Source organism: Streptomyces sp. NPDC002640 (genome assembly GCF_053592575.1).
Genome location: NZ_JBSFVZ010000028.1, coordinates 38,631 through 57,951 on the forward strand (window position 1 = coordinate 38,631; position 19,321 = coordinate 57,951).

The 19,321-nt window shown below is 74.2% G+C and carries 13 protein-coding genes; 5 read left to right on the forward strand and 8 right to left on the reverse strand.

Annotation, left to right across the window (positions count from 1 at the left end; all coding sequences use genetic code 11):
• Positions 1 to 107: 107 nt before the first annotated feature.
• From ACWD3O_RS29160 to glgC, 3 genes are all read right to left on the reverse strand, one after another.
• Positions 108 to 290 carry a hypothetical protein gene (locus tag ACWD3O_RS29160; protein ID WP_356133014.1) on the reverse strand — a complete coding sequence of 61 codons (183 nt, stop codon included), beginning with the start codon at positions 288 to 290 and terminating at the stop codon, positions 108 to 110.
• Positions 291 to 663: 373 nt separating this feature from the next.
• Positions 664 to 2,277: an SDR family NAD(P)-dependent oxidoreductase gene (locus tag ACWD3O_RS29165; RefSeq protein ID WP_451417971.1), complete on the reverse strand. Its 1,614-nt coding sequence runs from the start codon at positions 2,275 to 2,277 to the stop codon at positions 664 to 666.
• A 183-nt stretch (positions 2,278 to 2,460) separates the two neighbouring features.
• Positions 2,461 to 3,690, reverse strand: coding sequence for a glucose-1-phosphate adenylyltransferase (gene glgC, locus ACWD3O_RS29170; RefSeq protein WP_451414296.1), 1,230 nt, complete (start codon positions 3,688 to 3,690; stop codon positions 2,461 to 2,463).
• Positions 3,691 to 3,937: 247 nt separating this feature from the next.
• On the opposite strand from glgC, the gene ACWD3O_RS29175 reads away from it, so the two are divergent.
• A complete protein-coding gene (locus tag ACWD3O_RS29175; protein ID WP_451417972.1) occupies positions 3,938 to 4,870 on the forward strand; it encodes a DMT family transporter in 933 nt (310 codons plus the stop codon).
• On the opposite strand, the gene ACWD3O_RS29180 is transcribed toward ACWD3O_RS29175, so the two are convergent.
• Positions 4,840 to 6,204 (reverse strand): transglycosylase family protein, encoded by a 1,365-nt coding sequence (locus ACWD3O_RS29180; protein WP_451417973.1) that lies wholly within the window; start codon positions 6,202 to 6,204, stop codon positions 4,840 to 4,842. The two genes, ACWD3O_RS29175 and ACWD3O_RS29180, sit on opposite strands and share 31 nt — an antisense overlap.
• Positions 6,205 to 6,835: 631 nt before the next feature.
• Positions 6,836 to 8,716: an ABC transporter ATP-binding protein gene (locus ACWD3O_RS29185; protein WP_451417974.1), complete on the reverse strand. Its 1,881-nt coding sequence runs from the start codon at positions 8,714 to 8,716 to the stop codon at positions 6,836 to 6,838.
• 283 nt (positions 8,717 to 8,999) lie between these two features.
• Between ACWD3O_RS29185 and ACWD3O_RS29190 the strand changes: the two genes are divergently transcribed.
• The 3 genes from ACWD3O_RS29190 (at position 9,000) to ACWD3O_RS29200 (ending at position 13,891) form a co-directional block, all read left to right on the forward strand.
• Positions 9,000 to 10,082: a mechanosensitive ion channel family protein gene (locus tag ACWD3O_RS29190; RefSeq protein WP_451414292.1), complete on the forward strand. Its 1,083-nt coding sequence runs from the start codon at positions 9,000 to 9,002 to the stop codon at positions 10,080 to 10,082.
• Between the two features lie 167 nt (positions 10,083 to 10,249).
• Entirely contained in the window at positions 10,250 to 12,472 is a 2,223-nt protein-coding gene (locus tag ACWD3O_RS29195) for an NADP-dependent isocitrate dehydrogenase (protein WP_451417975.1), read from the forward strand.
• Between the two features lie 144 nt (positions 12,473 to 12,616).
• The gene (locus ACWD3O_RS29200; protein ID WP_451417976.1) at positions 12,617 to 13,891 is read left to right on the forward strand and encodes a cytochrome P450; all 1,275 of its coding nucleotides are present in this window, start codon (positions 12,617 to 12,619) and stop codon (positions 13,889 to 13,891) included.
• Between the two features lie 51 nt (positions 13,892 to 13,942).
• Here the strand turns inward: ACWD3O_RS29200 and ACWD3O_RS29205 are convergent, their stop codons facing one another.
• The 3 genes from ACWD3O_RS29205 to ACWD3O_RS29215 form a co-directional block, all read right to left on the reverse strand.
• Positions 13,943 to 14,428, reverse strand: coding sequence for a hypothetical protein (locus ACWD3O_RS29205; RefSeq protein ID WP_451417977.1), 486 nt, complete (start codon positions 14,426 to 14,428; stop codon positions 13,943 to 13,945).
• Positions 14,425 to 15,000 (reverse strand): RNA polymerase sigma factor, encoded by a 576-nt coding sequence (locus ACWD3O_RS29210; protein ID WP_451417978.1) that lies wholly within the window; start codon positions 14,998 to 15,000, stop codon positions 14,425 to 14,427. Before ACWD3O_RS29210 ends, ACWD3O_RS29205 begins: the two co-directional genes overlap by 4 nt.
• Positions 15,001 to 15,065: 65 nt before the next feature.
• Positions 15,066 to 16,493, reverse strand: a complete 1,428-nt coding sequence (locus ACWD3O_RS29215; protein WP_451417979.1) for a S8/S53 family peptidase — start codon at positions 16,491 to 16,493, stop codon at positions 15,066 to 15,068.
• A 146-nt stretch (positions 16,494 to 16,639) separates the two neighbouring features.
• Here ACWD3O_RS29215 and ACWD3O_RS29220 point away from each other — a divergent pair, with 146 nt between their 5' ends.
• Positions 16,640 to 19,258: a CHAT domain-containing protein gene (locus ACWD3O_RS29220; protein ID WP_451417980.1), complete on the forward strand. Its 2,619-nt coding sequence runs from the start codon at positions 16,640 to 16,642 to the stop codon at positions 19,256 to 19,258.
• The last annotated feature ends 63 nt before the right edge of the window (positions 19,259 to 19,321 follow it).

The following is a 19,321-nucleotide window of genomic DNA, read 5'->3' on the forward strand; positions in this document are numbered from 1 at the left end:
TACGGGGGCGGCGTGTCGGGCGCCCAGGCCCCCCCGCCGCCCCGCCGTCGTCGCGTGCCGTGCCGCGCCTGCGCGCGCCCGGACCGCCGGTCGCCGTCGGCGACGCGTCAGTCGACGCTGGGCAGGATGTGCGGTTCGGCGAGGTCGTCCTCGTAGCCGGCGAGCCTGATGGGGGCGGAACGCGCCCACACCTCCAGGCTGCCGAGTGGTCCGTCGCCGTCGGCCGCGCTCCGGCCGGCGGGCGCCTCGCTCGCGATCGCCGTCATGGACGTCGTCTTCTCCGGTGTCACCGCGCACTCCTCATGTTGGGTCACCCTCGAGGCGCGGCGTCGTGGTGGTGCTCGACGCCCGGGCGCCTCCCGGGTGCGGGTCGGTCGGGAGGCCTTTCGGGCGCGGTGGCGCCGGTACCTCGATGTGGGCAGGCCGGTGTGTCCGGCTTGTCCGGCGACGGCGGTGAGGGGCCGGTACGGCCCGCCACGCTCTCCGTCCACCCCAGAGTAACCAAATGAGCGGGCTCCCGCTCGATAGCGCCGAAAACTTTGCGTTACCGTCTCACGACGCCCCGGTCACCACGCCCCGGTCACCACGCCCGGGCGGACACCCCGCCCGGGGTCACCGCATCCGCACGGGTCGCCCCGTCCGCACGGTCACCGAGTCACCGAGTCACCACTTGCCGGGCGCGTAGTCCTTCAGGAACACCCCGTACAGGTCCTCGCCGGCCTCGCCGCGCACGATGGGGTCGTAGACCCGGGCCGCACCGTCGACCAGGTCCAGCGGGGCGTGGAACCCCGCCTCGGCGAGACGCACCTTGTCCGGGTGCGGGCGCTCGTCGGTGATCCAGCCGGTGTCGACCGCCGTCATCAGGATGCGGTCCTTCTCGAACATCTCCTCGGCGCTGGTGCGCGTCAGCATGTTGAGCGCGGCCTTGGCCATGTTGGTGTGGGGGTGGCCGGCGCCCTTGTACCCGCGCCCGAAGACCCCTTCCATCGCCGACACGTTGACGATGTACGTGCGCCGGTTCGGCGAGGCGGACATCGCCTGGCGCAGCCGGCTGATGAGGATGAACGGGGCGGTGGAGTTGCAGAGCTGGACCTCCAGCAGCTCCACCGGGGTGACCTGCTCGACGGACTGCACCCAGCTGTTGGTGTCGTGCAGGTCGGGGACGAGTCCGCCGGCGTCGATGGCGGTGCCGGCCGCGATCCGCTCCAGGGAGGCGGAGCCGGAGACCAGCGCGAGGTCGGTGACCTCCTGGGCGCTGACGGCCCCGCCGCCGGCCACCGGCAGCGCGGCGACGGCACCGGAGCCGAACGCGCCGATCACCCGGGCGGACGGCAGCTCGCCCTGGGGCAGCGGCGCGGACTCGGCGGCGACCAGTTCGCTGTAGGCCTGCGGGGAACGGCGCACCGTCTGGGCGGCGTTGTTGATCAGGATGTCGAGGTGCCCCTGCGCGGTCACCGAGTCGGCCAGCGCGACGACCTGGGCGGGGTCGCGCAGGTCGATGCCGACGATGTCGAGCCGGTCGATCCACTCGTCGCTGTCCGGCATCGCCTTGAAGCGGCGGATGGCGTCGTTGGGGAAGCGGGTGGTGATGGTGGTGTGGGCGCCGTCGCGCAGCAGGCGCAGCGCGATGTACATGCCGATCTTGGCGCGGCCGCCGGTGAGCAGCGCCCGCCGGCCGGTCAGGTCGGTGCGGGCGTCGCGGCGGGCCCGGTTCTCGTCGGCGCAGTCCGGGCAGAGCTGGTGGTAGAAGTAGTCGACCTCGACGTACCGGCCTTTGCAGGTGTAGCAGGAGCGCGGGCGCTGGAGTATGCCGGCGATCCGGCGGCCGTCGTCCACGGAGGAGGACGGCAGGATGCCCGCCGTCTCGTCGTCGATGCGCTGGGCGGAGCCGGTGGCGGTGGCCTCGGTGACGGCGCGGTCGTGCGCGGTCTTGGCGGCGCGGCGTTCCTGGCGGCGGCGCTGCTTGACCGTCCGGTAGATGTGCGAGGTGGCGCGCCGCACCTGGACGGCGTCGGGGTGGTCGAGCTCGATCCGGTCGAGCTCCTCCAGGACGCTCAGGCAGACCGCCAGGCGCTCGGGGTCGATGCCGGGGCCCCACTCGCCGGTCTCCCCGGTGCCCTCGGTCTCCCCGGCCTCGGCGGCGCCCCGCCCGGCGTCCTCCGCCCGGAGCGTGTCCCGCTCCGGCGTCCGCGCCTCGCCCTGCGCGGGGATCCGCGCGGGGCCGTTCGTCTCCTGGGCGCGCGTGGCAGTGCCCTGGCCGTCGTCCGTCACCGTCATCGCCGCTGTGTTCCTCGTGTCACTCGCCCAGCCGCGTAGCTCGATCGAGTGACCGCGCGGCTCCCACATGAAAAGCGGTGGGAGCCGTGTCGCGGATCGCCGTCCGGTTCTGTCCCACCAGGTGGGGAGGATACTGACGCCCGGGAGGCTCCGCCAAATGAACGGCGGCCCGGGCGTCACGTCTCACATGGGGGCCGGGACGGGCTGCGCCTTGCCGAGGACGACGACGCCGTTGTCGGAGACGGTGTACAGCTCGGCGTCGCGTTCGGGGTTGACGCCGATGGTGGCCCCGGGCGGGACGTCGATGTTCTTGTCCAGGATGGCGTTGCGCACGACGGCGCCGCGGCCGACCCGGACCTTGTCGTGGAGCACGGAGTTCTGCACCACGGCGTCCTGCTCGATCACCACGCCCGGGGAGAGCACGGAGCGGGTGACCTGCCCGCGGATCAGGCAGCCGGCGCTCACGATGGACTCGGTCGCGTTGCCCCCGGCGTTGAAGCGTGCCGGGGAGAGCATCGGGTGGTGGGTGTAGATCGGCCAGTCGCGGTTGTAGAGGTTGAACACCGGCCGGTCGGCGAGCAGGTCCATGTGGGCGTCGTAGTAGGCGTCGATGGTGCCGACGTCACGCCAGTAGCCCTGGTCGCGCTTGGTCTCGCCGGGGACGTGGTTGGTGCTGAAGTCGTAGACGGCGGCGTCGCCGCTCTCGGTGAGCATGGGCAGGATGTCGCCGCCCATGTCGTGGTCGGAGTCGTCGTTCTCGGCGTCCCGGTGCAGGGCCTCCACCAGCACGTCGGTGGTGAAGATGTAGTTGCCCATGGAGGCGAGGATCATGTCGGGGTCGTCGGCGAGCCCCGGCGGGTCGGCCGGCTTCTCCAGGAAGCGCTCCACGGTCCGGCCGTCGGCGGCCGGCGTGATCACGCCGAACTGCGAGGACTCCGACCGCGGTACCCGGATGCCGGCGACGGTGGCCCCGGCCCCGCTCTCGATGTGCTGGCGCAGCATCTCGCGGGGGTCCATGCGGTAGACGTGGTCGGCGCCGAAGACGGCCACGTAGTCGGGCTGCTCGTCGCGGATCAGGTTGAGCGACTGGTGGATCGCGTCGGCGCTGCCCAGGTACCACTGCTTGCCGAGCCGCTGCTGGGCGGGCACCGGGGTGACGTAGTTGCCGAGCAGGCTGGACATCCGCCAGGTGGTGGTGATGTGGCGGTCCAGCGAGTGCGACTTGTACTGGGTCAGCACGGCGATGTGCCGGATGTCCCCGTTGACCAGGTTGGACAGCACGAAGTCGACGAGCCGGTAGGTACCGCCGAAGGTGACGGCAGGCTTCGCGCGGTCCGCCGTCAGCGGCATCAGCCGCTTTCCCTCACCGCCCGCCAGCACAATGCCGAGTACGGAAGGCCCACCACGACGCATCGCCGCTCCTCTCACCGGTTCACCCGCCCCCTTGGTCCTGAACCGAGTGCCCCCTGCCCCGACCTGCTAAGCCTGCCCCCTGAGGAGGCCCGTGTCACCCGTCCGGGGGAGGATCGCGCCTTTCCGGGTACTCCACCGTCAGGAGGATCCGTGAAGGACGGAAGGACGCCTCCGGAACGACGACGAAAGAGGGCGTGACCGGCATCGTGAGTTCCGTGCGAGATGAGCGCGTGCCGGAGTGCCGCCGATGAGCGCCCTGATGTGGTCCGTCGTCCTGTCGCTCGTGTCCGCCGTGGCGTACGCCGGCGGGGCGATCGTCCAGGAGCGGGTGGCGTCGGTCCGGGGCGCTTCCGTCCCGCTGGGCGACCCGGTGTGGTGGTCGGCGGTGCTGCTCAACGGCCTGGGGGCGGCGCTGCACGTGGCGGCGCTGGCGCTGGGGCCGCTCAGCGTGGTGCAGCCGATGGGGGCGCTGACCATCGTGTTCGCGCTGCCGATGGCGGCCCTGTTCGTGGGCCGCGCGGCCGGCGACCGGAACGCCTGGCGGGGGGCGCTGCTGGCCACGGCCGGGCTGGCGGGACTGCTGGCGCTGGTCTCCGGCTCGGGCACCCGGACGCCCTCGGGCGGGGAGCGGATCGCGCTGCTCGCGGTGACGGCGGGCGTGCTGGCGCTGCTGCTTGCGGTGTCCCGCATGCCGCGCACGCCCGACGCGGTGAGGGCCGCCGTGCTGGCCACCGGGGCGGGCGTCGCCCACGGCCTGGCCTCGGTCTTCACCAAGGCGGTGGCCGCCGACCAGTCGGACGGTTTCGTCCTGGCCGGCCTGCCCTCGGTCGGGGCGGTGCTGGCCCTGTCGGCGGCGGGCCTGGTGCTGTCCCAGTCCGCGTACCACGTGGGCGGACTGCACGCGCCGCTGGCGACGCTGACCGTGGTCAACCCGGTGGCCGCCACGGTGGTGGGCCTGGTGCTGTTCGGCGAGTCGTTCCGCATGGGAGCCCTAGGGGCCGTCCTGGCGGTGGGCTGCGGCCTGGTCGCGGTGGCGGGGCTGGCCCTGCTGTCCGCGGGGCGCGCCCACGCCGCGGCGGTGCCGGCACAGGGGACCCCGGACCACGACCGGGACGGCGCCGGGCACGACGACCGGGAGGGGAAGGACGCTCACATGGCGACGCCGCCGGCCCGCAGGTAGGCAACCGGATCGATGTCGCTGCCGAAGCCGGGGCCCGTGCGGACCTCGAAGTGCAGGTGCGGGCCGGAGCTGTTGCCGGTGGAGCCGGAGCGCCCGAGCCGCTGTCCCGCGGTGACCGACTGCCCCGCCTTCACGGAGATCGCCGACAGGTGGGCGTACTGCGAGTACCGCCCGTCCTGGTGACGGACGACCACCTGGTAGCCGAACGACCCGCCCCAGCCGGCCGTGACGACCTGTCCGGCGCCGATCGACTTCACGGCGGTGCCGGTGGGCACGGGGAAGTCGATGCCGGTGTGGTAGCCCTTCGACCAGGAGGAGCCGTGCTTGCGGTAGGCCGTGCCGAGGGCGGCGTTCACCGGGGCGACCCGGGTGCGGGTCGCGGCGGGACGGGAGTCGTTCCCGCGCCGGTCCGCGGTGCGTTCCTCGTTCTTCCGGGATTCGGTCTTCTTCGGCTGCGTCTTGCGCTGCTCGGCCTTCTTCCCGGCCTCGCCGCCGCCGGCCTTCGCGGCCTTCTCGCTCTTCTCGGCCTTCTCGGCCTTCTCCGTCTTCTTCTGTCCGTCGGCCTTGTCCTGGCCGCGGGACTTCTCCTTCGCGGACGAGTCGGGCCGCGGGGCGGGGGGGGTCGAGCCGTCGGGCATCCGCAGGCGCTGGCCGGGCATGATCAGGTCGGGGTCGGAGCCCACCGTGGAGCGGTTGACCGCGTAGAGGGACTGCCACCCGCCGTCCACGTCACGGGTGTCCGCGATGGCGGAGAGGGAGTCGCCGCGGACCACGGTGTACAGGTCGGTCTGCCCGGCGCGGGACTGCGGCGTGGTCTGCGGCCGGACGTCCTTGCCGCTGTCCTTCGTCCCCGTCCGTGCCGCCGCCTTGCCGCCGGTCCCGCTGCCGGGGGCCTTGCGGTCCGAGGCCTTCGCGGCGGCGCCGCCGGAGCCGTCGCCCAGGTCGGGCGCGGGGCCGCCGCGGGTGAGGCCGGCGCGACCCGAGCAGACCGGCCAGGCGCCGGGTCCCTGGACGTCGAGGACCTTCTCGGCGACGGCGATCTGCTCCTCGCGGGAGGCCTGGTCGGCGCGGGGCGCGTAGACGCGGCCGCCGAAGCCCTCCCAGGTCGCCTGGCTGAACTGGAGCCCGCCGTAGTAGCCGTTGCCGGTGTTGATGTCCCAGTCGCCGCTCGCCTCGCAGGCGGCGACCCGGTCCCAGGTGGAGGCCTCGGCCGCCTCGGCGGTGCCGGTCCCCACCAGCGGAAGCGCGATGCCCGCGCCACTGGCGGTGACGGTGAGCGATGCGCGGTTGAGTCTGTTGGGCTGGTACCGGCGGTGCCGACCGCGTGCGGCCATTGGTGCCTCCTCGACACAGGTCAGGAGACACAGAACGTAAGCGCAGTGACAGAGGGTCACAAGCAGGAATTCGGACGGCTGCGCGCGACAGGAAGCCGGTAAACCCGCAGTTGACGGATATCGCCGGACGAATATGCCGGGGTGAACGCGGTGCGGGGCGTCTGGCGCGAAAGCGTCGGACGCCCCTGAGGTTCAGCTCACAGCGCCGGGTCGCCGGAGCGCGGCGGCCCGGGTTCCGGGTCGGGCACGGGCTCCGGACCCGGCGGCCGCGGGATCGGCGACGGCGAGGGCTCCGGCGGCACGGGCCCGGGGGCCGGCGGGGTAGGACCCGGCGGCGTCGGTCCGGGCGGGGGCGGGCCGGGGGGTTCCGGACTCGGGACCGGGTTGGGGCCGGGCTCGGGCACGGGATCCGGGAACGGGTCCGGTCCGGGCCCCGGCGCGGGGGTCGGGCCGGGCTCCGGGAACGGCTCGGTCATGGCTTCGTCTCCCATCCGGTCGGCTCCGGCGGCGCCGCGCCGGCTTCTGGACCTGTTCCACGCCTGCCCGCTCCGGGCGGTCTCACTCACCCCGACGGGGTACCGGCCGCGGAAAACGGGTCCGCCCGTGTTCGGGCCGGCGGGACCGCGCCCGGTCAGGCCACCGCCTCCGGCACCGCTCCGGTACGCGCCCGGTGCAGTTCGGCGTAGCGGCCGCCGAGGGCGAGCAGCTCGTCGTGGGTGCCGCGCTCCACCACGCGGCCGGCCTCCACGACCAGGATCAGGTCCGCGCCTCGGATCGTGGAGAGCCGGTGGGCGACGACCAGCGCGGTCCGGCCCTCGAGCGCCTCGGCGAGCGCCTCCTGGACGGCGGCCTCGGAGGGGTTGTCGAGGTGGGCGGTGGCCTCGTCGAGCAGGACGACCCGCTGGCGGGCCAGGAGCAGCCGGGCGATGGTCATCCGCTGGCGTTCGCCGCCGGAGAGCCGGTAGCCGCGCTCCCCCACCACCGTGTCCAGGCCGTCCGGCAGGGACCGGACCAGCTCCTCGAGGCGCGCGCGGCGCAGCACGTCCCACAGCTCGTCCTCGCCGGCCCCGGGGCGGGCGAGCAGCAGGTTGGCCCGGACCGTGTCGTGGAAGAGGTGCCCGTCCTGGGTGACCATGCCGACCGCCCCGCGCAGCGAGGCCGCGCCCACCTCGCGGACGTCGACGCCGCCGACGCGGACCGTGCCGGAGTCGACGTCGTACAGGCGCGGGAGCAGCTGGGCGACGGTGGACTTGCCGGCGCCGGAGGAGCCCACCAGGGCGACGGTCTGCCCGGGCTCGGCGCGGAAGGAGATGCCGTGCAGGACCTCCGCGCCGCCGCGGGTGTCGAGGGCGGCGACCTCCTCCAGGGAGGCCAGCGAGACCTTGTCGGCGGACGGGTAGGCGAACCGCACGTCGTCGAACTCCACGGAGAGCGGGCCGTCGGGCAGGTCGCGGGCGTCCGGGCGTTCGCGGACCAGCGGCTCGAGGTCGAGGACCTCGAAGACCCGCTCGAAGCTGACCAGCGCGGTCATCACCTCGACGCGGGCGCCGGCCAGCGAGGTGAGCGGGGCGTAGAGCCGGGTGAGCAGCAGGGCGAGGGCCACCACGGCGCCGGGTTCGAGGCTGCCGCGGAGCGCGAACCAGCCGCCGAGGCCGTAGACGAGGGCGAGCGCCAGGGCGGAGACCAGGGTGAGGGCGGTCATGAAGACCGACTGGGCGGTGGCGGTGCGGATGCCGATGTCGCGGACCCGCCGGGCGCGTTCGGCGAACTCGGCGGACTCCTCCTCGGGGCGGCCGAAGAGCTTGACCAGGGTGGCGCCGGGGGCGGAGAAGCGTTCGGTCATCCGGGTGCCCATGGCGGCGTTGTGGTGGGCGGCCTCCCGCTGGAGGCGGGCCATCATCGAGCCCATCCGGCGCGCGGGAACCACGAAAACCGGCAGCAGCACCAGGGCGAGCAGGGTGATCCGCCAGGACAGGGTGAGCATCACGACGAGGGTGAGCACGAGGGTGACCAGGTTGCTGACCACGCCGGAGAGGGTGTTGCTGAAGGCGCGCTGGGCGCCGATGACGTCGTTGTTGAGGCGGCTGACCAGCGCTCCGGTGCGGGTGCGGGTGAAGAAGGCGACCGGCATCCGCTGGACGTGGTCGAAGACGGCCGTCCTGAGGTCCAGGATGAGGCCTTCGCCGAGGGTGGCGGAGAGCCTGCGGGCGACGACGCCGACCACCGCCTCGGCCACGGCGATCAGCGCGATCAGCAGGGCCAGCCGCACCACCCGGCCCTCGTCGCCGCCGGAGACGACGGCGTCGACCACCCGCCCGGCGAGGACGGGGGCCGCCACCGCGAGCAGGGCGGTGACCACCCCCAGGGCGAGGAACAGCGCGATCCGGCGGCGGTGCGGGCGGGCGAAGGCGGCGACGCGGCGGAGCGTGGCGCGCGCCAGGGGGCGGCGGACCTGGTCGTCGGCGTTCACCAGGCTGTGGAGCTGCGTCCAGGCGGTGGTCTCCATACTCATGCCGGGAACCGTAGAACCTCAAGTTCACTGGAGGTCAACGCCGTCGCGGCCCGGTTCCTGCGGCATGGTGGGCGTCGGGCCGTCGCGGGCGTCGGGCCGGGCCGTCAAGGCCGGTGCGGCGCGGGCCGGATGACGGTGCGTCGGCCGGGTGGGGCAGGATGTGTCCGCCCGCCCGGATCGCACGCCTGTCCGGGCGGTGAGCGGCAGATCCCCCGAAGAACCGAACAGGTGACAAGGTGACGAGACTCCCCCTCCGTCCGACGGCGAGCTCCGGAGGCGCCCGGTGAACCGAGCGCTGGAGCTGCAGGACCTGATCCGCGCGGGCGTCGCGGTGGGCGCCGGCCTGGTGCTGGCCTTCCTCGCGCGGACGCTGATGCGCTGGCTCGGCCGGCACGCGGAACGCACCCGCTGGCAGGGCGACGACGTGATCGTGGGCATGCTGCGCACGGTGGTGCCGTGGGCGGCCGTGCTCGGCGGTCTGGCGACGGCCTCGGCCCTGCTGCCGCTGACCGCCGCGGTGGACCGGACGGTCGGCCGGTCCCTGACGGTCGTCATGATCACCGTGGTGACGCTGACCGTGGCCCGCGGGGTCGGCGGCATGATCGGCACGATCACCCAGGCGCGGTCCGGGGTGGCCTCCTCGGCCTCGATCTTCGCCAACATCACCCGGGTGTCGGTGGTGGCGCTGGGGTTCCTGGTGATCCTCCAGTCGCTCGGCATCTCCATCGCCCCGCTGCTGACCGCCCTGGGGGTCGGCGGTCTGGCGGTGGCCCTGGCGCTGCAGGACACGCTGGCCAACCTGTTCGCCGGCATCCACATCCTCGCCTCGAAGACCGTCCGCACCGGTGACTACATCCGGCTGACCAGCGGCGAGGAGGGGTACGTCGTCGACATCAACTGGCGGCAGACCACCATCCGCAACCTGTCGCAGAACCTCGTGATCATCCCCAACGGGAAGCTCGCCGGGACCAACATGACCAACTTCAGCCGTCCCGGCGAGGACATGACGATCATGGTCCAGGCGGGCGTCGGCTACGACAGCGACCTGGAGCACGTGGAGCGGGTGACCGCCGAGGTCGTCACCGAGGTGATGAAGGAGGTCGAGGGCGCGGTGCCGGAGCACGAGCCGGCGATCCGCTTCCACACCTTCGCGGACTCGCGGATCGGCTTCACGGTCATCCTGGGCGTGGGCGAGTTCAGCGACCAGTACCGGATCAAGCACGAGTTCATCAAGCGCCTGCACCGCCGGTTCCGGGCGGAGGGCATCAGCGTGCCCCCGCCGATCCACGACGTCACCGTGCGGCAGCAGGACCCGGCGATGCCGCACCAGCGGGCGGCCCAGGCGGCGCCGGGCCTGCCGGGCTGAGCGGGCGCGGGACGGACGGCCGCGGCCCCGGGGGAACCGGGGTGCGCGGCCGTCCGCGCGTCCGCGCGGCCCTCCGTGTCCGGAAGGGGCGGGCCGGGGGTCGCGCCACCGCGATCACGAGATATCTTGATGTCGAGCAATGTTGCAGACGTGGAGCGGAGCACCCGGTGACTGACTCGACCATCATCTATACGCACACCGACGAGGCGCCGGCGCTGGCGACGTACTCGTTCCTGCCGGTCGTCCGGGCGTACGCGGCCCAGGCCGGTGTCCCGGTGGAGACCCGTGACATCTCCCTGGCGGGCCGGATCCTCGCCGTGTTCCCGGAGTACCTCACGGAGGACCAGCGCATCCCGGACGCCCTGGCGGAGCTCGGCGAGCTGGCCAAGAAGCCCGAGGCCAACATCATCAAGCTGCCGAACATCTCGGCGTCGATCCCGCAGCTGAAGGCCGCCGTGGCGGAGCTGCAGGCGCAGGGCTACGCGCTGCCGAACTACCCGGACGACCCGAAGACCGACGAGGAGCGCGAGGTCCGCGCCCGTTACGACAAGGTCAAGGGCTCCGCGGTCAACCCGGTCCTGCGCGAGGGCAACTCCGACCGCCGTGCCCCCGCCTCGGTGAAGAACTACGCCAAGAACCACCCGCACCGCATGGGCGCCTGGTCCTCCGACTCGAAGACCGACGTCGCCACCATGGGCGAGAACGACTTCCGCTCCACCGAGAAGTCCGCCGTGATCGCGGAGGAGGGCTCGCTGCGCATCGAGCTGGTCACCGCCTCCGGCGAGACCAAGGTGCTGCGCGAGTCGGTGCCGGTCCTGAAGGACGAGGTCGTCGACGCCTCCGTGATGCGCGCCGCCGCCCTGCGCGAGTTCCTGACCGCGCAGGTCGCCCGCGCCAAGGAGGAGGGCGTCCTCTTCTCCGTGCACCTCAAGGCGACGATGATGAAGGTCTCCGACCCCATCGTCTTCGGCCACGTGGTCCGCGCCTTCTTCCCGAAGACCTTCGCCGAGTACGGCGAGAAGCTGGCCGCCGCCGGTCTCTCTCCCAACGACGGTCTGGGCGGCATCTGGAAGGGCCTGGAGTCCCTCCCCGAGGGTGACGCGATCAAGGCGTCCTTCGACGCGGAGCTCGCCGAGGGCCCGGCCCTGGCGATGGTCGACTCCGACAAGGGCATCACCAACCTGCACGTCCCGTCCGACGTCATCGTCGACGCGTCGATGCCGGCCATGATCCGCACCTCCGGCCACATGTGGGGCCCGGACGGCCAGGAGGCCGACACGCTGGCCGTCCTGCCGGACTCCAGCTACTCCGGCGTCTACCAGGCCGTCATCGACGACTGCCGCGCCAACGGCGCCTTCGACCCGTCGACCATGGGTTCCGTCCCGAACGTCGGCCTGATGGCGCAGAAGGCGGAGGAGTACGGCTCCCACGACAAGACCTTCGAGATCGCCGAGGCGGGCACGGTCCGCCTGGTCGACGCCAAGGGCGACGTCGTCCTGGAGCAGCCGGTCGAGCCGGGCGACATCTTCCGCGCCTGCCAGACCAAGGACGACCCGATCCGCGACTGGGTCAAGCTGGCCGTCACCCGCGCCCGCGCCACCGGCGACCCGGCCGTGTTCTGGCTGGACGCCGAGCGCGCCCACGACGCCAAGCTGATCGAGAAGGTCGAGGCGTACCTGCCGGAGCACGACACCGAGGGCCTGCAGATCGAGATCATGGCGCCGGTCGAGGCGACCAAGTTCTCCCTGGAGCGCATCCGCAAGGGCCTGAACACCATCTCGGTCACCGGCAACGTGCTGCGCGACTACCTCACCGACCTGTTCCCGATCCTGGAGCTGGGCACCAGCGCCAAGATGCTGTCGGTCGTCCCGCTGATGGCGGGCGGCGGCCTCTTCGAGACGGGCGCGGGCGGTTCGGCCCCCAAGCACGTCCAGCAGCTGGTCAAGGAGAACTACCTGCGCTGGGACTCGCTCGGCGAGTTCTTCGCCCTGGTCCCCTCCCTCGAGCAGTTCGCCGAGGTCACCGGCAACGCCAAGGCCAAGGTCCTGGCCGACGCCCTCGACCGCGCCACGGCGACCTTCCTCAACGAGGACAAGTCCCCGACCCGTCGTGTCGGCGGCATCGACAACCGCGGCTCGCACTTCTACCTGTCCCTGTACTGGGCGCAGGAGCTGGCCGCGCAGAAGGACGACGCCGAGCTGGCCGCCGCCTTCGCGCCGCTGGCCAAGAAGCTCTCCGCCGACGAGGCGAAGATCGTCGAGGAGCTGAACGCGGTGCAGGGGCAGCCGGCCGAGATCGGCGGCTACTACCAGCCCGACCCGGAGAAGGCCGCCGCCGTCATGCGTCCCTCCGCCACCTGGAACGAGGCGCTGGCGTCCCTGAACGCCTGATCGGCTCGCAGCGTCGCACCGCCCCGCCCGGACACCGGGCGGGGCGGTGCCCGTTTCGCCGCGGGGTGGCCCGGGCGGGTCCTTGTGGGGCCGCACGGAGCAACCGGACGCGACACCGGCCCCCGACCGGCCCAGGGTGGTGCCATGACCCAGGAGATCACCGCCCCGACCCCGCCGCCGCCCGTCCGGGACTGGGTGCCGCCCGAGATCGACGGCCCCGGCTTCGACCCGCTGCTGGCGGAGCTGATGCGCGAGGCCCCGCTGACCAGGATCCGGCTGCCGCACGGCGAGGGCTGGGCCTGGCTGGCCACCCGTTACGAGGACGTCCGCGCCGTCACCAACGACCCCCGTTTCGGGCGGGCCGAGGTGACGCGCCGCCAGGTCACCCGCCTCGCGCCGCACTTCAAGCCGCGGCCCGGCTCCCTGGCCTTCGCCGACCAGCCCGACCACAACCGGCTGCGCCGCGCCTTCGCGGGCGCGTTCACCGTCGGGGCGATGAAGCGGCTGCGCCCCCGCGCCCAGGAGCTGCTCGGCCCGCTGGTGGACGGGCTGGTCGCGCAGGGACCGCCCGCCGATCTGATCGCCACGGTGCTGGAGCCGTTCCCGCTGGCCCTGGTGAGCGAGGTGATGGGGGTCCCGGAGGCGGACCGTGAGCGGGTGCACGCCTGGACCCGGCAGATCATCTCCACCTCGGGCGGCGCCGAGGCCGCCGAGCGCGCCAAGGCCGGGCTCTACGGGTGGATCACGGAACGGATCCGGGCCGGGCGCGCGGACGCGACGGACGCCGGGGACGCGGCGGACGCGGCGGACGCCGGGGACGGCGCGCGGGGCGGCGTGCTGGCGATGCTGGGCGCGGCCGTCGGCCGGGGCGAGCTCTCCGAGGAGGAGGCGATCGGGGTGGCCGGTCCGCTGCAGATCGGCGGCGAGGCGGTGACCCACAACTGCGGCCAGATGCTGTTCCTGCTGCTCACCCGCCCGGAGCTGATGGCCCATCTGCGGGGCGTGCTGGACCGCCCGGCCCGGCGGGACGCCGCCCTGGAGGAGCTGCTGCGCTGGATCTCGCACCGCAGCACCGTGGGGCTGGCGCGGATCGCGCTGGAGGACGTGGAGCTGGCGGGCCGGACGATCGCCGCCGGCGAGCCGGTATACGTCTCGTACCTGGCGGCCAACCGCGACCCGGAGATCTTCCCGGACCCGGACGGGATCGACCTGACCCGGGACCCCAATCCGCATCTGGCCTTCGGCAACGGCCCGCACTTCTGCACGGGCGCCGTCCTGGCCCGGCTGCAGACCGACCTGCTGGTCACCACCCTGCTGGAGCGGCTGCCGGAGCTCAGGCTCGCGGTGCCGGCGGAGCAGGTGCCGTGGCGGCGGCGCACGATGATCCGCGGGCCGAAGGCGCTGCCGGTCGCCTGGTGACGGCCGGCGCCCCGGGGCCGGGCCGCCCGGCCGCGGCCCCGGGGGTCGCGGTCAGACCCGCAGCCACTCGGTGACGACGACCTCGTCGCCGGTCCGCACCCTGAGGGCGAACGGGCCGGTGACCTCGACCGGGCAGGAGAACCCGCCGGTCTCGTCCGCCGCGCAGGACGCGGCCGCCTCCGGGGAGGGCCGGGTGAGGACCTCGACGGCCGCCTCGCGGGGCGGCAGGAGCTGGCCGAGCAGTCCGTCCTCGCCGACCTCGACGTCCACGGTGAGGTCGCCGGCCGCGAAGGTGAGCATCCGCGGGCCGTCCTCGGCGCCGCGCACCGGCGCGGCGTCGAGCAGCGAGTCGAAGGTGAGCTCGGCGAGCCGGGCGTCCAGGTCGTGGAGGGCGAAGGCGGCCAGCGCCGCGTCCCGCAGCGCGTACGGCACCGGGTCGCAGACCAGGGCCGCCTCCCTCAGGAGGGCCTCCACCTCCGCCAGTTGGGCCTCGTCGAAGGGCTCGTCGGCCTCGTCGAAGGTGGTCTCGCCGTTCACAGAACCCCCCGGTCGCTCAGGCGCTTGCGCAGTCTGCGCAGGCACCTCTGTCGAATCGGTCCGATGGACCCCACCGCGATCCCCAGCGACGCCGACACCTCGCGGTAGCTGGGCGGCGGCTGGGCGATGATCAGGCGCAGCAACTGCCGGCAGCGGTCGCCGAGCGCGTCGAACTCCTCCCACACCGTCCGGTGCCGGTCGGCCTGTTCGGCCTCCGCCTCGGAGTCCAGCACCTTCTGCTCGGGCGAGCAGCTGTCGCAGGGCCGGTCCAGCACCTGCGGGTCGTCGGTGGGCGTCCAGCGGCGCATGGACCGCAGCACCTTCAGGCATTCGTGCCGCGCGGTGGCGGCGAGCCAGGAGCCCGCCTTCTCCGGCTCCCGGATCCGTCCCAGGTGCTGGGCGAACCGGAACCAGGCGATCTGGTAGACCTCGTGGGCGTCGGCCTCGGAGAGCCGGTGCCCCCGGACCACGGACCACACCAGCGGGCTCAGCCCGTCCACCAGTCCTCGCCAGGCGTCCTGGTCGCCCTCGACCGCGGACTTCACCAACGCGGCGACTGTCGCTCGTTCCACTCCCCCACCCCTCGTGTACGGCACGTCATGGTACGCCGTACGGAAGTGGATCAAGGCAGCGGCCGTCATGCCTGGTCCGCGGGGGACTCGACGGGACGCCAGGTGGGCGGGCGCAGCACGGGCGCCTTGGTGCCGCGGACGGCGGCGGTGCTTCTGAGCTGGCCGAGCAGGTCGCGGCGGGCGCGGCGCGGGTCGGTCTCCTTGTGGGCGGCCATGTGCGCGGCGATCATGGCGGCGGCCACCGGGGTGGCGAAGGAGGTGCCGCTCCAGCGGGCGTAGCCGGTGAACTCGACGCGCTCCGGCTCCCCCGGGGACTCGTCGCCGTCGGCGCTGAGCACGCCGTGACGGACGGGGTGGCGGCAGGTGCAGGAGTAGTCGCCGCCGTGCCGGCACTCGTCGTAGCTGGAGTGCTGGTAGACGTACGGGACGGGGGTGTCGAAGCCGGTGAGGGGGCCGGTGAGGCGCTCGCCGGGGGCGTAGACGTCCACCCAGGGGCCGTGGTTGCTGAAGCAGGCGGGGCCCTCGCCGTCGCCGCGCAGGGCTCCGACGGAAAGCACCGCCTTGGCGTACTTGCCCTTGGCCGCGTAGGCGGCGGGGAAGAACGGGATGTCGTTGCCGTTGTTGCCGGCCGCGGCGACCAGCAGGGTGCCGGGGTGGTCGAGCAGTTCGGCCATGAAGCGCTCGAGCCCGATGAGTCCCGCGTCGTCGGCGGTGGAGGTGCCGGCGGAGAGGCTGATCAGGGCGGGCCAGCCAGCCTGTTCGGCGGCGTCGAGGAGGAGGTCGCCGAACTCGGACTCCAGGACGGCCCCGGCGTCGTTGAGGGCGTTGGTGACGGTGATGTCGGTGTGCGGGGCGACGGCGGCCAGGACGCCCGCGATGAAGGTGCCGTGTCCGGCGTACTGCCGCAGCAGGCCCTCGGAGTCCCGCTCGGACTTCTCCAGGTCGCCGTGGACGCCGCCGAGTTGGGCGCAGCGGGCGTGGTCGCTGGTGAGGCCGGTGTCCACCACGAGCACGCCGACGGCCGGGCCGGGGTGGTGGACGGCGGCCGCGGGGGCGGGGTTGGGCGCCTCGCCCGGCTCGGCCGGGACCGGCTCGTCGCCCGGGCAGGCGTTGGGGGTCACGGAGATGACGTGGTTGCGGGAGGCCAGCCGGCGTCCGGCGCGGGCCTCGACGGCGCGGACCGCGCGCAGCGCCCCGGCGACGGCGGGGTCGGCGTCCTCGGCGGCGGCGGTCGGTTCGGCGACCCGGATCCGCACCACGCCGGAGCGGTTGCCGGGTCCGGCGAGGCCTATCCGTTCGCGGCGGGCGGCACCGGGTATGTCCGCGAGACCGCCGCGCACGGTGTCGGCGACCAGGCGCGCGTCCTCCCCGTCGCGCACCAGCAGGTGCCCGCGCTCGTAGAGGTACCCGGCCCGCTCGTCCACGGCCAGTGGCACGTCGGGCATGGAACGTCGGACCTGCTCGCACTGCTCGCTGAACCGCCGTGCCGGCATAGGGTTTCCTCCCCCGTGGACTGCTGATGTCTCGGTGACTTCGGTGTCGAGTCGACTGCCGTGTCGTCAGGGAGAGTCTGCCTCACCCATTCTGATACACCGCCTTCACATCGCACCGGGTGAATGCCCTGGCCAGGGCCACTACGATGCGTCGGGTGACAGCGGGAAGCGGAACCGTCCTCGAACTGCTGCCGATGGTCTTCGCCAGTCCGGCCGTGGCCCTGCGCAGGGCGGAGCGGCTCCTCGAGTCCGGTCCGGCGCCCGAGGACGCGTCGGTGGCCCACCAGGTGATCGGCATCTGGCAGCGGGACTTCGGTGATCTGGACGTGGCGCTGCGCCATCTGCGGCGTGCCCGGGACCTGGCGGCGCGGGCCGGGTCCGAGGACCGGGAGGCCGACGTGCTGGCCACCCTCGGGGTGGCGCTGGTGCACGCGGGCCGGACCCGGCAGGGGCTGGCGGCGTTCGAGCGGGGGGTGCGCCGGGGTTCGGCGCACACCCGGGCGCGGGTGCTGTACCGCAGGGCGTACTCGTTCTGGGTGCTGGGCCGTCACCGTGCGGCGCTGGACGACGTGCGGCGGGCCGTGCCGGTGCTGCGGCAGGCCGAGGACGTGATCTGGGTGGCGCGGTCGCTGACCCTGCGGGCGACGGTCCACCTGGCGCTGGGCGCGGTGGACCGGGCGGCGGCGGACTTCGCGGCGGCGGAGCGGCTGTGGGGCACGACCGGCCAGGACCACGACAAGGCGGACGTGGTCGAGTGGCGGGCGATGACGGCGTTCCGCGCCGGCGACATCCCGGCGGCGCTGCGGCTCTTCGACGAGGCGGCCGAGCGGTACACGGCGCTGGGCACCCCCACGTTCATGCTGAGCATCCGCCGCTGCGAGGTGCTGCGGGCCGCCGGTCTGGCGGCGGAGGCGCTGGCCGAGGCGGACGCCGCGGTCGCCGCCCTGGACCGGGTGGGCGGGCAGCGCACCCGCAAGGCGGAGCTGCTGCTGGCGGCGGCGCGGGCCGCCGGTCCGGCGGGTGCCCCGGAGACGGCGGTGGACCGGGCGGCCGCGGCGGTGCGGCTGTTCTCCCGGCAGCGGCGGCCGTGGTGGGAGGCGCACGCGCGTCTGGTGCTGGCGGAGGCCCGGTTCGCGGCCGGGCGGCGTACGGGCCGCATGGTCGCCCAGACCGCCGCCCTGGCGGAGCGGCTGGCCTCCTTCGGTTCGCCGTCGGCGCCGGAGGCCTCGCTGCTGGCGGGCCGGATCGCGCTGGCCCTGGACCGGCCGGCGGAGGCCGAGCGGCAGCTCGCGCTCGCCGCCCGGGCCCGCCGGAGCGGGGCGCCGCAGGCCCGGGTGACGGGCTGGGTGGCGCAGGCCCTGCGGGCGCGGGCGGCCGGTTCGCGCCGCGGGGTGCTCCAGGCCTGCCGGCGTGGGCTGGACGTGCTGGACGAGCACCGCACCACGCTGGGCGCCCCCGAGCTGCGGGCCCGGGTCACCGAGCAGGGCGCCGAACTGGCCGCGTTGGCGCAGGAGGCGGCGCTGGCCTCGGGCGGGTCGCGGCGGTTGCTGGAGTGGAGCGAGCGGTGGCGGGCGGCGGCGCTGGCCGCGCCGGTGGCCCGGCCTCCGGCGGAGCCGGAGCTGGTGGGCGCGCTGGCGTCGTTCCGTGAGATCGCGTCGCGGGCCGAGGAGGCGCGCCGGGACGGCCGTCCGGTGCCCGCGCTGGAGCGTGAGCAGCGGCGGCTGGAGCGGGACATCCGGGCGCGGACCCTGCGGGCCCGGGGCGGGCGCGAGGGGGACGGCCGGCGGTTCGACCCGGTGGCGCTGCTGGGGCGGCTGGACGGCGACGGGGCGCAGCTGGTCGAGCTGGTGGTGCTGGACGACCGGGTGCGGGTGCTGCTGTGCGAGGGTGGCCGGGTGCGGCGGTTCACCGGCGGGTTGCTGTCGCGTGCGGTGGCGGAGGCCGAGATGGTGCAGGCCGGTCTGCGGCGGCTCGCCCATCCCGGCGGCGCGGCGCGGCTGCCGCTGCTGGAGGCGGCCGGGCGGCGGCTGGAGGAGCTGCTGCTGGGCGACGCTGCGTCGGCCCTCGGGCCGGGGCCGGTGGTGGTGGTTCCGCCGGGGCGGCTGCACCGGGTGCCGTGGGCGCTGCTGCCGGCGCTGCGGGAGCGGGTGGTGAGCGTGTCCCCGTCGGCGGGTGCGTGGCTGCGTGCGCGGGAGACCACGGCGCCGGTGGCGGGGCGGCACGTCCTGGTGCGCGGGCCCGGGCTGGCGACGGGCGGTGCCGAGGTGCCGGAACTCGCGGACCACTACGGGCGGTTGACGCTGCTCGAGGGTGGCGGCGCACGGGCCGGGGAGGTGTTGCGGGCCCTGGACGGGGCGTCGCTGGCGCACATCGCCGCGCACGGGGTGTTCCGTGCCGACAACCCGCTGTTCTCCTCGCTGCGGCTGGCCGACGGTCCGCTGATCGTGCACGACTTCGAGCGGCTGCGGCGGAGCCCGTACCGGCTGATCCTCTCGAGCTGCGACACGGCCCGGCTGGCGCCGGTCGGCTCCGACGAGCTGCTGGGCCTGGTCACGGCGCTGCTGCCGCTGGGCACGGCCGGTGTCGTGGCGAGCAGCGCGCCGGTGAACGACGCGGCGGTGGTGCCGTTGATGCTGGCGCTGCACAAGGCGCTGGCCTGCGGTCTTTCCCTGGCCGAGGCGCTGCGGGACGCCCGCGCGGCGCTGCCGGGGGACGCGGTGCACCAGGCGACCGGGTGGGCGTTCACCGCCTTCGGGGCGGCCTGAGCCGCGGGGCGGGCGGATCGGCGCGGTCGGTGGGCACCGGGGGTGCGTCGCGGGTGGCGCGGG